This window comes from Pseudoduganella lutea (assembly GCF_004209755.1).
Classification (GTDB): Bacteria; Pseudomonadota; Gammaproteobacteria; order Burkholderiales; family Burkholderiaceae_D; genus Rugamonas; species Rugamonas lutea.
This window is the reverse complement of the sequence record NZ_CP035913.1, coordinates 5076258-5090038: the sequence shown is the minus strand read 5'-3', so window position 1 is coordinate 5090038 and position 13781 is coordinate 5076258. Positions and strand designations below refer to the sequence as shown.

Annotated in this window: 11 protein-coding genes; 8 read left to right on the top strand and 3 right to left on the bottom strand. The window is 65.3% G+C overall.

Features of this window, described 5'->3' with window-relative positions; translation table 11 throughout:
* Nucleotides 1–314: 314 nt before the first annotated feature.
* The 5 genes from kynU to EWM63_RS21700 all read left to right on the top strand — a co-directional run bounded on the left by kynU (nt 315) and on the right by EWM63_RS21700 (nt 5848).
* Nucleotides 315–1559: a kynureninase gene (gene kynU, locus EWM63_RS21720; RefSeq protein ID WP_130188401.1), complete on the top strand. Its 1245-nt coding sequence runs from the start codon at nt 315–317 to the stop codon at nt 1557–1559.
* Between the two features lie 10 nt (nt 1560–1569).
* The gene (gene kynA / locus EWM63_RS21715; protein ID WP_130188400.1) at nt 1570–2406 is read left to right on the top strand and encodes a tryptophan 2,3-dioxygenase; all 837 of its coding nucleotides are present in this window, start codon (nt 1570–1572) and stop codon (nt 2404–2406) included.
* A gap of 22 nt (nt 2407–2428) precedes the next feature.
* Nucleotides 2429–3100 carry a ribonuclease T2 family protein gene (locus EWM63_RS21710; protein ID WP_130188399.1) on the top strand — a complete coding sequence of 224 codons (672 nt, stop codon included), beginning with the start codon at nt 2429–2431 and terminating at the stop codon, nt 3098–3100.
* Between the two features lie 61 nt (nt 3101–3161).
* Nucleotides 3162–5384 carry an ATP-binding protein gene (locus EWM63_RS21705; protein WP_130188398.1) on the top strand — a complete coding sequence of 741 codons (2223 nt, stop codon included), beginning with the start codon at nt 3162–3164 and terminating at the stop codon, nt 5382–5384.
* Nucleotides 5385–5389: 5 nt separating this feature from the next.
* Complete coding sequence (locus tag EWM63_RS21700) at nt 5390–5848, top strand: response regulator (RefSeq protein WP_130188397.1); 459 nt, start codon at nt 5390–5392, stop codon at nt 5846–5848.
* 36 nt (nt 5849–5884) lie between these two features.
* Here EWM63_RS21700 and EWM63_RS21695 read toward each other — a convergent pair whose 3' ends face one another.
* Nucleotides 5885–7483, bottom strand: a complete 1599-nt coding sequence (locus EWM63_RS21695; protein ID WP_130188396.1) for a response regulator — start codon at nt 7481–7483, stop codon at nt 5885–5887.
* A 253-nt stretch (nt 7484–7736) separates the two neighbouring features.
* Between EWM63_RS21695 and EWM63_RS21690 the strand changes: the two genes are divergently transcribed.
* Nucleotides 7737–8360, top strand: a complete 624-nt coding sequence (locus EWM63_RS21690) for a CHRD domain-containing protein (protein WP_229487419.1) — start codon at nt 7737–7739, stop codon at nt 8358–8360.
* A 202-nt stretch (nt 8361–8562) separates the two neighbouring features.
* Here the strand turns inward: EWM63_RS21690 and htpG are convergent, their stop codons facing one another.
* On the bottom strand, nt 8563–10470 hold the full coding sequence (htpG, locus tag EWM63_RS21685) for a molecular chaperone HtpG (protein WP_130188395.1): 1908 nt from the start codon (nt 10468–10470) through the stop codon (nt 8563–8565).
* A gap of 114 nt (nt 10471–10584) precedes the next feature.
* Nucleotides 10585–12036 carry an aminotransferase-like domain-containing protein gene (locus EWM63_RS21680; RefSeq protein ID WP_130190531.1) on the bottom strand — a complete coding sequence of 484 codons (1452 nt, stop codon included), beginning with the start codon at nt 12034–12036 and terminating at the stop codon, nt 10585–10587.
* A gap of 266 nt (nt 12037–12302) precedes the next feature.
* Here EWM63_RS21680 and EWM63_RS21675 point away from each other — a divergent pair, with 266 nt between their 5' ends.
* Nucleotides 12303–13208, top strand: a complete 906-nt coding sequence (locus EWM63_RS21675) for a DMT family transporter (protein WP_229487418.1) — start codon at nt 12303–12305, stop codon at nt 13206–13208.
* 103 nt (nt 13209–13311) lie between these two features.
* Nucleotides 13312–13770, top strand: a complete 459-nt coding sequence (locus tag EWM63_RS21670) for a RidA family protein (protein ID WP_130188394.1) — start codon at nt 13312–13314, stop codon at nt 13768–13770.
* Nucleotides 13771–13781: the final 11 nt, after the last annotated feature.

The following is a 13781-nucleotide window of genomic DNA, read 5'->3' as shown; positions in this document are numbered from 1 at the left end:
TTTCCTGTCATCCAATGCAACGAACAAAGGCGCTTTTCCGGATATCTGGATGGGGTAACGGCAGGTCGGCCGGGAACTTTAGGAATTCTTTTAAAAAATTTGTAGATTTCTTTACGCACTTTTGCTGGCTCTTTTAGCAATTGACATTCACTCAACTGTCATTTATTCAATTGTCATTCATTCACATATAACTTTATCAATGTCGGTTCGCCAATAATCTCTGAAATGGCGAACATAACGCGATGCCGATATGACATCCCTGCCGTGCTACACTCCCGCCTTCGTCCGACGGACGACCTGATACGAGAGCAAGCATGGATATCTCCCGCACCGATTGCGTGGCACGCGATGCCGCCGATCCGCTGGCACCGCTGCGCGACAGCTTCGACCTGCCTGCCGGCATCATCTATTTGGATGGCAATTCGCTGGGCGCGCGCCCGAAAGCGGCGCTGGCCCGCGCGGCCGATGTGATTGCCCGCGAATGGGGCACCGACCTGATCACCAGCTGGAACACGGCCGGCTGGTTCGACATGCCGAAACGGCTGGGCGGCAAGCTGGCGCCACTGATCGGCGCACTGCCGGGCGAAGTGGCCGTCACGGATACCACGTCGGTCAACCTGTTCAAGGCACTGGCCGGCGCGGTGGCCATGCAGGCCGCCGACCCATGCCGCACGACGATCGTGACGGAGCGCAGCAATTTCCCCACCGATATCTATATGGCCGAAGGCCTGGCCGGCTGGCTGCGGCGCGGGCACACCGTGCGCCTGGTGGACAGCCCGGAAGACATTCCGGCCGCGCTCGGCCCCGACACGGCCGTGCTGCTGCTGACGCACGTGAATTACCGCACCGGCCACATGCATGACATGGCCGCGCTGACGGCGCTCGCCCACGAACATGGCGCACTGACAGTGTGGGACCTGGCCCATTCGGCCGGCGCGGTGCCGGTCGACCTGCACGGCGCGAACGCCGACTTCGCCGTTGGCTGCACCTATAAATACCTGAACGGCGGCCCCGGCGCGCCCGCCTTCATCTGGGTGCCCGAGCGGCACCAGGGAGCGTTCATGCAACCGCTGTCCGGTTGGTGGGGCCATGCCACGCCATTCGCGATGGCGCCGTCGTTCGCGCCGTGCGCCGGCATCGGCCGCGCGCTGTGCGGCACCCAGCCCGTGGTGTCGCTGGCACTCGTCGAGTGCGGCCTCGACGTGTTCGCGCAGACGGACATGGCGGCGCTGCGCGCCAAGTCGCTGGCGCTGACGGACCTGTTCATCGCGCTGGTCGAGGAGCGCTGCGCCGGCCACCCGCTCGGCCTCGTGACGCCGCGCGACCATGCCCGGCGCGGCAGCCACGTCAGCTTCACCCATCCGCATGGCTACGCGGTGATGCAGGCGCTGATCGCGCGCGGCGTGGTCGGCGACTACCGCGAGCCGCACATCATGCGCTTCGGCTTCACGCCCGTGTACACCAGCTTTGCCGAGGTCTGGGATGCGGTGGAGATCCTCAAGCACATCCTCGACGACAACGCCTACGACGTGAACGCCGCGCGCGGCACGGTAACCTGAGGGACCCGCGATGAGCGAAGAAAAGAACGCGCAGTGGCACGGCGCGCAGATGGATTTTTCAAAGTCGATGAGCTACGGCGATTATCTCGGCCTGGAACAGATCCTGACCGCGCAGCACCCGCTGTCGCCGAACCACAACGAACTGCTGTTCATCGTGCAGCACCAGACGAGCGAACTGTGGATGAAGCTGATGCTGCACGAGATGCACGCGGTGCGCGAGCACCTGCGCGGCGACGACCTGCCGCCCGCGTTCAAGATGCTGGCCCGCGTCGCGCGCATCATGGACCAGCTGGTACATGCCTGGGACGTGCTGGCAACAATGACGCCGCCCGAGTACACGGCGATCCGGCCCTACCTGGGGGCGTCCTCCGGCTTCCAGTCGTACCAGTACCGCGAGATCGAGTTTATCCTCGGTAACAAGAATGCGCAGTTGCTGACCGTGCACGAGGCCACGCCGGCCACCCACGAGATCCTGCACCGCGCGCTGCACGCGCCTTCCCTGTACGACGAGGCGATCCGGCTGCTGGCCCGCAACGGCCTGCCCGTCTCAAGCGCCCGGCTGGGCGTCGACCCCACGCTGCCGACGGTGGCCGACGATTCCGTGAAGGCGGCGTGGCTGGCGGTGTACCGCGACCCGTCGAAGCACTGGGCCCTGTACGAGCTGGCCGAAAAGCTGGTGGACCTGGAAACGGCATTCCGCTTCTGGCGCTTCCGGCACGTGACGACCGTCGAACGCATCATCGGCTTCAAGACGGGCACCGGCGGCACGGCGGGCGTGAGCTACCTGCGCAAGATGCTCGACGTGGTGCTGTTCCCCGAGCTGTTCGCGCTGCGCACCGAACTGTAAACGATCCAGGATTTCCACAACCATGCTGACCAAGACCATCACCCGCACCACCCTGCTGCTGGCCGCCCTGCTGTGCGGCGGCGCGCACGCCGCCAGGAACAAGAGCGTGGGCGAACCGGGCGAATTCGACTACTACGCGCTGGCCCTGTCGTGGTCGCCGTCCTATTGCGCCACCAATGGCGGGCGCGACCCGAACCAGTGCGGCAGTGGCCGCCGGCTCGGCTTCGTGCTGCACGGCCTGTGGCCGCAATATGAAAAAGGCTATCCCCAGAACTGCTCGCGCGAGCCGATGCCGGATCACCTGCGCCGCAAGTACGAGGCCATCTACCCGTCGCCCAAGCTGATCGGGCACGAATGGAAGAAGCACGGCACCTGCTCCGGGCTGTCGGCGGAACAGTACCTGGCGCTGTCGGCGAAGCTCAAGGAGAGCGTGGTGGTGCCCGCCGCTTACCGGGCGCCGGAGCAGCCCGTGCGCGTGACGATGGCGCAGTTCCAGGATGCGTTCCGCGCCGCCAATCCGCGGCTGGCCGGGAATGCGATCGTACCGTTCTGCGGCGGCGCGGGGCGGTTCCTGCGCGAGATCCGCGTCTGCTACCGCAAGGATGGCACGTCGCGCAGCTGTGGCGACGCCGAGATCAAGGGTTCGCAAAAGAGTTGCGGCCAGCCCTCGTTCCTGTTGCAGAGCGTGCGTTGAACCGCCTCCGTACCGTGTTGGTATTGCGCAGTCCGGCCCGTTTGCCGGTAAAATTCTGTCCATGACACAAGCGAGTCCTCCGATAGACCTCGGCAGTTGCGACCGGGAAGCGATCCGCATGCCGGGCAGCATCCAGCCGCACGGCTGCCTGCTGGCGCTGTCGCCGGAAGGTTTCATCGTGCAAGTGAGCGAGAACATCGAGCGCCATCTGGGCCTGGCCCCGGCGGCCGCGCTGGGGCGCACGCTGGCGGACATTCTCGGCGCCGAAGCGGCAGGCATGCTGGCGCCGGAACTGCCGGGCGCCGGCGAGCGGCCATCGTTCGCGGCCACCGTGCGGCTGGCGGACAGGGCCTTCGACGTGCTGGTGCATCGCCACGATGCGCTGCTCTTGCTGGAATTCGAAGCCGTGCAACGCGCCGGCGCGGCCGACTTCCGCCACCTGTATCCGCTGGTCGGCAATTTCCTGCAGCAGCTGGACGATACCGACTCGGTGGCGTCGATGGGTGCCCGTGCGGCGGACGAGATCCGCGCCGTGACCGGCTTCAACCGGGTGCTCGTCTACAAGTTCGATGCCGAAGGCCACGGACACGTGTTCGCCGAGAGTAATGACGGCGTGCTGCCCGCGTGCCTCGGCCAGCGCTTTCCCGCGTCCGACATTCCCCGCCAGGCCAGGGAGCTGTATGCGGCCAACCGCATCCGGCTGATCCACGATGCGAACTATGCCCCTGCCCGGCTGGTCCCGCCCGACAATCCGCTGACCGGCACACCGAACGACCTGTCGTTCGCGGCACTGCGCAGCGTGTCGCCGGTGCACCTGCAATACATGCGCAACATGGGCACGCTCGCGTCGATGTCCGTGTCCCTGATGGTCAAGGGCGAGCTGTGGGGGCTGATCTCCTGCCACAATGCGGCGCCCTGCCACGTGGCCTTCGACAAGCGCACCGCCTGCGAACAGCTGGGGCAGATCCTGGCGTTGCGCGTGGAGAGCCGGGAAGTGCGCGACGAACTGCAGTTCCGGCTGGAAGTGCGGCGCATCATGGTGTCGGTGCTGGCGGGGCTCACGCAGGGCGCCAACTTCATCGAGAACATGGGCAGCGTCTTCCCGCAGCTGCTGCATTTCGCGCGCGCCGGCGGCGCCGCGATCATCGTCGACGACCGCATCGTCAGCTATGGCGACACGCCGGACGAGGCGCAGCTGCGCGAACTGATCGGCTGGCTGCAGGTGAACACGCATGAAGACCTGTATCACACCGACCGGCTGGCCGCCGAATTCCCGCCCGCCGGGGCCTATCGGCAAAGTGCCAGCGGCTTGCTGGCGATGCCGATCTCGCGCATCCACAAGCATTACCTGCTGTGGTTCCGCCCGGAGTTCGTGTACACGATCGACTGGGCCGGGAACCCCCACGCCAAGGAAGCGGCACCCGGCGCGCCGACGCAGCTCAGTCCCCGCACCAGCTTTGCGTCATGGCGCGAAACGGTGCATGGCACCGCCGCGCCGTGGCACCCGGGCGAAATCGAGATGGCGCTGGAATTTCGCACGGCGCTGCTGGGCATCGCGCTGGAGCGCGCCGAGCAGATGGCCGAACTGGCCGAGGAACTGGGCCGCGCCAACAAGGAGCTAGAGGCGTTTTCCTATTCCGTGTCGCACGACCTGCGCGCGCCGCTGCGCCACATCGTCGGCTTTTCCGACCTGCTGCTGGAAACGGCCGGCACCGGCTCGCCGGAAAAGCAGCAGCGCTTCCTCGTCAACATCAAGGAATCGGCACGGCTGGCCGGCAAGCTCGTCGACGACCTGCTGAGCTTTTCCCAGATGGGCCGCGCCTCGCTGCGCCCCGTGCGCATCGACATGAACGAGCTGGTGAAATCATGCATCGACAAGCTGGCCCTCGATACCGGCGACCGCCGCGTCGAGTGGCACGTGGCCGACCTGCCGCCGGTTGTCGCCGATCCCACGTTCCTCCAGCTGGCGCTCTACAACCTGTTGTCCAACGCGGTCAAGTTCACGGGCAAGAAAGATCCCGCCGTGATCCGCGTCGACGGCCGGCGCGAAGCCGCCGTGACGGTGTTCACGGTGGCCGACAATGGCATCGGCTTCAACATGGACTACGTGCACAAGCTGTTCGGCGTCTTCCAGCGCCTGCACCGGATGGAAGACTTCCAGGGTACCGGCATTGGCCTGGCCAACGTGCGCCGCATCGTGGAACGCCATGGCGGCGCCGTCACCGCCGCCGCGGTGCCCGGCCAGGGCGCCACCTTTACATTTTCCATTCCCAACACGTTATAGATCGTATGCTAAAGCCCATCCTGCTCGTGGAAGACAATCCGCATGACCTCGAACTGGCCCTGATCGCGCTGGAAAAGAGCCAGCTTGCCAACGAGGTGATCGTCGTTCGCGACGGTGCCGAAGCCCTGGATTACCTGTTCTGCCGGGGCGAATATGCGCAGCGGCAGAAAGGCAACCCCGCCGTCGTGCTGCTCGACCTGAAACTGCCGAAGGTGGACGGGCTCGAAGTGCTCAATGAGATCCGCACTACGCCCGACCTGCGGGCGCTGCCGGTGGTGATGCTGACCTCGTCGCGCGAGGAGCAGGACCTGATCCGCAGCTACGAGTTGAATGTGAATGCCTATGTCGTGAAGCCGGTCGAATTCAAGGAGTTCGTGCGTGCGATCTCCGACCTCGGCATCTTCTGGGCAGTGCTGAACGAACCACCACCCGGCTCGCAGCGCTACATGCGCCCGATCGGCTGACCGCTACCGTTCTTTCCCGGGGTTGCCGGGTTCCGGTCAGGCGGCCTTGCGCCGCCGCAGCAGATGCCGGATCCGTGCGCTCAGCACGTCCGGGTTATAGGGCTTTGGCAGCAGGCTGATGCTCGGGTCCATCCGGCCCTCATGCGTCAGCACGCCTTCCGCGTAGCCGGATGTAAACAGGATCTGCGCGTCGGGGCAATGCCGGCGCACCAGGTCCGCCAGTTCCAGGCTGCTCATCTTCCCAGGCATCATCACGTCGGTAAACAGCAGGTCGACGCGCACGCCGTTCTCGACGATGCGGGCGGCATGGTCCGCGTCCGGCGCCTGCAGCACGTGGTAGCCCAGCGCCAGCAGCAGTTGCGCGGTGGCGTCGCGCACGTCGTCCTCGTCTTCCACCACCAGCACCGTCTCGATACCGCCGAACAGCGGCGTTGCCGCGCCATCGTCTTCGGCGGGCATGGCCTGGGTGGCGCTGCGGCGCAGGAAGATGCGCACGCTGGTGCCGCTGCCCGGCGTGCTCTTGAGAACGATTTCGCCACCGGACTGCTTGACGAAGCCATAGGCCATCGACAATCCCAGGCCGGTACCCTGCCCGGTCGGCTTGGTGGTGAAGAAGGGCTCGAAGGCGCGCTGCAGCACCTCGGGCGGCATGCCGTTGCCGGTGTCGGCCACTTCGATCATCACGTATTCATCCTGGCCCACCTCGGCCAGATCGGGCGAACCGGCCGGGATATTGCACGCGCGCAGTGTCAGCGTGCCACCGTGCGGCATCGCGTCGCGCGCGTTGATCGCCAGGTTCAGGATCACGTTGTGCAACTGGCTCGGGTCGACAGCCGTGCTCCACACGCCGGGCGCGATATCGGTCTCGATGCGGGCCTGCGGGCCGAGCACGCGGCGCAGCATCTCTTCCATGTCGCCCAGCACCACGGACGGATCGATGACGATCGCCTGCAAGGGCTGCCGCCGCGCGAACGCCAGCAGATGCGAAGCAAGCCGTCCGCCCCGTTCCACGCCGGCCAGTGCCGCATCGACGCGGCCGCGGGCATTGTCGTTCAGGCCTCCCATCAGCTTCACCAGTTGCAGGTTGCCGCCGATGATCTGCAGGACATTGTTGAAGTCGTGCGCCACGCCGCCGGTCAGCTGGCCGATCGCTTCCATCTTTTGCGCCTGGTGCAGCGCTGCCTGGCTGGCGCGCAATTCTTCCTGGCTGCGTGCCAGCGATGCAAAGGCCACGTCGCGCTGGCGGCGCGCCAGGCAGGCCGCGCTGTGGTAACGCAGCCGCGCCACCAGTTCGCGCGCATCCGGCCACTTCACGAGGTAATCGCTGGCGCCGGCCGCGAACGCCTGCACCTTGACCTGCGCGTCGTGCTCGGATGACAGCATGATGATGGGAATGTGCTCGGTGCGGGCATCGGCGCGCAGGTTGCGCACGACGGCGAAGCCATCGGTACCGGGCATGCGCAAGTCGACGAGCACCACGGTCGCATCGATTTCCAGCGCCAGGTCCACGGCGCGGTCGGCGCAATGCTCGTAGCACAGGGCGACATCGGCATGGCCTTCCAGGCAGTGCAGCAGGTAGTCCTGTGCCAGGGGTTCATCGTCGATCAAGAGGACGGAACAGGAACTCGATTGCATAACGCTTGTGGCGGCCCGGATAAGTGAACAAAGAGCAAGATTGCATTCTACTACACCCGTTGGAGGCCATTGCATGCGGTGTCAACCGTGCGCACCGCCGGCCAGTCTGGTACGGGTCGATGCTGTCGAGCGATTTGACAGCTCATCCACAATCGCGGACGCGGCACGGCGATAAGTATCTGATTCGACAATGACTGCGCATGCAGGCGTGCAACTTGCTTGTCATCCTTTTCCACTCAAACAGGAGACCTTCATGAACGCTGTCAAGCCGCAACGGGGAACTTTCAACGCAGGCATGCTGAAAGGCTGTGCCGCCATGGTACTGGGGCTGGCGGCCATGTCCGCGAACGCCAACATCTACACGGCCACACTGTCCGGCGCGGTGGAAGCGCCGCCGAACGAGTCGCCCGGCACGGGCACGGTCACGGTGGATTTCGACATCGCCACGCACACGATGACGATCGACGTCACCTTCTCCGGCCTGCTGGGCAATACGACCGCCGCGCACATCCATTGCTGCACGGCCGTGCCGGGAACGGGAACCGCCGGCGTGGCCACGGAACTGCCGACCTTCACCGGCTTCCCCATCGGCGTAACCTTCGGCACCTACTCGCATGTCTTCGACACATCGCTGGCCGCGACATGGAATCCGAATTTCGTCAACACCTTCGGTGGCGGCACCATCGCCGGCGCCGAAACCGCCTTCATGGCCGGCCTCGAATCCGGCAGCGCCTACCTGAACCTGCACACGTCGTTCGCCGGGGGTGGCGAAATCCGCGGCTTCCTGCAACCGGTGCCGGAACCGGCCACGTTCGCACTGCTGGCGCTGGGCGCACCCGTCGTGCTGCTGGCGGCGCGGCGCCGGCGCGGCAAGTAAGAAGTAAAGAGTAGAAAAGTAAAGAAGCCGGCAAGGCAGATACTGCCGAGGCCGTGTCCACCCTGGGGTCAACCCCAAAAGTGGACACGGCCTCGACAGTAATGCACACCATGTGCGATCCGGACTGCCCAGTTCGTGTCCGATTCCGGGGTTGACCCCAGGGTGGACACGGGCTCGGCAATGCCGCCCGCTCAGGTCAGCATTATTTCAGCAGCATCTCGTTCATGCGTTTCACGAACGCCGCCGGGTCTTCCAGGGTGCCGCCTTCCGCCAGCAGGGCCTGGTCGAACAGGATGTGCGACCAGTCGCCGAACTTGCCGCTGTCGTCGCTTTCGTACTTCAGGCGCGTGACCAGCGGGTGGTTCGGGTTGATCTCGAGGATGGGCTTGCTTTCCGGCGCGTTCTGGCCCGCGGCCTTCAGCATGCGCAGCAGGTTGCCGGACAGTTCGTGCTCGTCCGCCACGAGGCAGGCCGGTGAGTCGGTCAGGCGGAACGTCACGCGCACGTCCTTGGCCTTGTCGCCCAGCGCGGTCTTCATCTTGTCGACGAGTTCCTTGTACTGCGCCTCGGTTTCCTCGTGCTCCTTCTTCTCGGCTTCGTCTTCCAGCTTGCCCAGGTCCAGGCCGCCCTTGGCGACGGACACCAGTTCCTTGCCCTCGAACTCGCTGAGGAAGGACAGCATCCACTCATCGACGCGGTCGGTCAGCAGCAGCACTTCCACGCCCTTCTTGCGGAAGATTTCCAGGTGCGGGCTGTTCTTCGCGGCCGTGAAGCTCTCGCCGGTCACGTAGTAGATCTTTTCCTGGCCTTCCTTCATGCGGGCCACGTAGTCGGCCAGCGCCACGGTCTGCTCGGCGGAATCGTTGTGCGTGGAAGCAAAGCGCAGCAGCTTGGCGAGACGGTCCTTGTTGGCATGGTCTTCGCCGATGCCTTCCTTCAGCACCTGGCCGAATTCGTTCCAGAAGGTGGTGTACTTGTCCTTTTTTTCCTGCTCGTCGGCATTCGCCAGTTCTTCCAGCATGCTGATCACGCGCTTGGTCGAGCCTTCGCGGATCGCCTTCACGTCGCGCGACTCCTGCAGGATTTCGCGGGAAACGTTCAGCGGCAGGTCGGCCGAATCGATCACGCCCTTCACGAAGCGCAGGTACGTCGGCATCAGCTGTTCGGCGTCGTCCATGATGAACACGCGCTTGACGTACAGCTTGATGCCGCCGCGCTTGTTGCGGTCCCACAGGTCGAACGGCGCCTTGGCGGGAATGTACAGCAGTTGCGTGTATTCGCTGCGGCCTTCCACGCGGTTGTGCGTGTAGGTCAGCGGCGCGCCGAAGTCGTGCGACACGTGCTTGTAGAACTCCTCGTACTGCTCCGGCGTGATGTCGCTCTTGGAGCGGGCCCACAGCGCGCTGGCCTGGTTGATGGTCTCCGGTTCATCCTTGGTGACCATCTCCTTCTTCTCTTCGTCCCACTCTTCCTTGGCCATCTGGATCGGCAGCGAGATGTGGTCGGAATACTTGGTGATGATGGATTTCAGCTTCCACGCCGACAGCAGCTCGTCCTCGCCTTCGCGCAGGTGCAGGATGATGTCGGTGCCGCGGTTGGTCTTTTCGATGGCTTCCACGCTGTAGTCGCCCTCGCCGGCCGATTCCCAGCGCACGGCGTCCGCCGGCTGCAGGCCGGCCCGGCGGGTTTCGACCGTGATGCGGTCGGCCACGATGAAGCCGGAGTAAAAGCCCACGCCGAACTGGCCGATCAGTGCGGCATCCTTTTGCTGGTCGCCGGAGAGCTTGCCGAAGAATTCCTTGGTGCCCGACTTGGCGATCGTGCCCAGGTGGCTGATGACTTCGTCGCGGCTCATGCCGATGCCGTTGTCGGAGATCGTGATCGTGCGGGCCGCCTTGTCGAACGACACCTTGATCTTCAGTTCATGGTCGTTGCCGTAAAGGGCGTCGTTGTTGATCGCTTCGAAGCGCAGCTTGTCGGCCGCGTCGGACGCGTTGGAAATCAGCTCGCGCAGGAAGATTTCCTTGTTCGAATACAGCGAGTGGATCATCAGCTGCAGCAGCTGTTTCACTTCCGCCTGGAAGCCCAGGGTTTCTTTATTATCAGACATCGTTACCTCTTTAGTCTTGTTGGCCGGAAATTTTTCAGTTTCAGCGATATGGGACCGCTGATTCTATCTTTCAAGAGCTTTTTGACAAAGCCCGGCCTCCCGGCCCCCGTTCCTCTACCGCAGCTCTTTCTCGAGGAAGCGCCAGATCGCCGGATCCTGCATGGCCGCCACGTTCAGCCGCATGAACGTGGAGGGCAGCTGGCTGGGCGAAAAAAGGCTGCCGGGCGCCAGGAGGATGCCTTGCGCCATCGCCCGCTCCGCCAGCACATTGGTGTCGCGGCCGGCATCGGCCCACACGAACATGCCGGCCGGCGGCGCCATGTTGATCTGCAGGCCCACCCGCTCGAGCTGGCGCACCGTGCGGGCGCGCAGGCCGTCGAGCCGGGCGCGCATGCGTTCGGCATGCTTGCGGTACGCGCCTTCGGACAGGATCTTGTAGACGGCGCGCTCGCCGATATCGCTCGTCGTCAGCGTCTGCAGCATCTTGCGGTCGGCAAGCCGCCGCGCCAGCTCGTGCGACGTGGCGATGAAGCCCACCCGCAGGTTGGCCGCCATCGTCTTGGAAAACCCGGACAGGTAGATCACCCGCTGCAACTGGTCCAGCGCGGCCAGCCGCGTGGCCGGCTGCACGGCGCTGCCGGGGTGCAGGTCGCAATAGATATCGTCCTCGACGATCGTGATGTCGTGTTCGGCCGCGATGCGCAGCACCTGGTAGGCCTTGGCCGCGGACAGCGACGTGGAACTGGGATTGTGCAGTACCGAGTTGATCACGTACAGCTTGGGCTTGTGCAGCGCCGCCAGCTCGGCCAGCCGGGCGATATCGGGGCCATCGGCCAGGCGCGGCACGCCGATCACGCGCGCGCCCAGCGCCGCGAACGAACCGAACATCAGGAACCAGGCCGGGTCGTCGACGAGGATCGTGTCCCCCGGCCGCGTGAATTCGCGCGCCACCATGTCCAGCGCCTGCGTGACGCCGGCCGTGGTCACGATCTGTTCCGGCGCCGCGCCGATCTCCAGCTCGGCCAGTTTGCGCTGCAACTGCTGGCGCAGCGGCACGAAGCCCTGCGGCACGCCATAGTTCAGCAACAGGCTGGCATTCTGGCGCCCGATCGCGCGCAGCGCGTTGGCCACGCTGTCGCCATCGAGCCACTCGCTGGGCAGCACGCCCGTTCCTGGCATCTGCTGGTGCGGCATCTGGCGAAACATATTGCGCACCAGCCAGACGACGTCCAGCGAATGCCCTGCCACCTCGCCATCCGGTGCCGGCATGCTCGGCGCCGGTGCCGCCATGTGCAGCGGCGTGCGTTCGCGGATGAAGAAGCCGGCGCCGCGCCGCGATTCCAGGTAGCCGCGGGCAACGAGCTTGTCGTACGCAGCCACCACGGTGAATGGCGACACGCCGTGGCTTTCGGCGAAGCGCCGGATCGACGGCATGCGGCTGCCATTGCGCAGCACGCGTTCATCGATGCGCGCCGCCACCGTGCGCACGATCTGGTCGGTCAGCGATTCACCGGCATCGCGGCTGAGCGTGCCGACAGGCGGGGTCGAGGGTGGCGTCGTGGTCATGCTGTCGTTATCGAGGCTTTGGTTGGTCACGCTGGTCAATCACGCTGTATCGATCATGCTTGCCGGTCGTGCTGTACTGGTCGATCGGCCGCTACAGTATTTCAAATCATGCGGACAAGTGTATTGGCACTGTACTGGCCAATTATTCTACGATACACCCATCCCCTGCTCAACGCCACCACCGCCATGACCAAGCCGTCCACCTTGTCCACCATCGAACCCGCAGGCGATCCGGCGGGCGGCACGGCATGAACGGCCACGTGGTCATGCCACGCATTTCCACGGTCTCGTCGCGCACCGACGAAACGGCCGGCATGTTGCTGGGCCTGGCCGGCGTGGCGATCTTCAGCCTCACGCTCCCGTTTACCCGGCTTGCCGTGACAGGGCTCGATCCATTGTTCGCCACGATGGGCCGCGCTGTCGTGGCCGCCATGCTGGCGGGGCTGTGGCTGTGGTGGCGGCGTGCGCCGCTGCCAGGCCGCGCCGCGTTGCCGGGGCTGGCCATCGTATCGGCCGGCTGCGTGATCGGCTTTCCGCTGCTGACGTCGATCGCGATGCGCACGCTGCCGGCATCGCACGGTGCCGTGCTGGTCGGCATCCTGCCGCTGGCCACGGCGCTGTTTTCCGCCCTGCGCGGCCACGAGCGGCCGTCGATCGGCTTCTGGTGCGTTGCCCTGGCCGGCTCCAGCCTCGTCATCGGCTTCGCACTGGGCCAGAGTGGCGGCACGCTGCACGTGGCGGACGCGTTGATGCTCGGCGCCGTGGCGGCGGCCGGCATGGGCTATGCGGAAGGCGGACGGCTGGCGCAGGCACTGGGCGGCCAGCAGGTGATCAGTTGGGCGCTGCTGCTGTCGCTGCCCGTCGCCCTGCCGCTGGCCGCGTGGGACGTCTGGCGTCACGGCGCCAGCCTCGGCGCGGCCGGGCCGGCGGCGTGGGCCGGTTTCGCCTACACCTGCGTTTTCTCGATGTTCGTCGGCTTCGTGTTCTGGTACCGCGGCATGGCGCGCGGTGGCGTGGCCCGGGTCGGGCAGGTGCAGTTGCTCCAGCCCTTCCTCACGCTGCTGGGCGCGGCGGCCGTGCTGGGCGAACCGCTGCAGGCCACGCACCTGCTGTTCGCGCTGGCCGTGATCGGCACCGTGGCACTGGGCCGCCGGATGGCCGTGCGGCGCTGATGCGCTGGTGGCAAACCGGCACGCTGGTCGTACAATACCGGGAAATTGCAGCAAATTTATTACACATACTTATTACAGCTTTACAAACCCATCAGGAGACCCGATGTCTGTCTATGAAAAACTGAAGTCGCTCGATATCACCCTGGCCGCACCGGCCAAGCCCGCCGCCGCCTACGTCATGCACGTGCAAACCGGGAATACCGTGTTCCTGTCCGGCCACATCGCCAAGAAGGCAGGCGCCGTGTGGGTGGGCCAGCTGGGCAAGGATATCGATACGGCCGAGGGCAAGGAAGCCGCGCGCGCCGTGGCGATCGACCTGCTCGGCACGCTGCAGGAAGCCTGCGGCGGCGACCTGAACCGCGTGAAGCGCATCGTCAAGGTGATGAGCCTGGTGAACTCCACGCCGGACTTTACCGAACACCACCTCGTCACCAACGGCGCTTCCGAGCTGCTCGGCGAAGTCTTCGGCGCGGCCGGCAGCCATGCCCGTTCCGCGTTCGGCGTGGCGCAGCTGCCGATGGGCGCCTGCGTGGAAATCGAAATGATCGCCGAGATCGCATAATTTCCGACCCG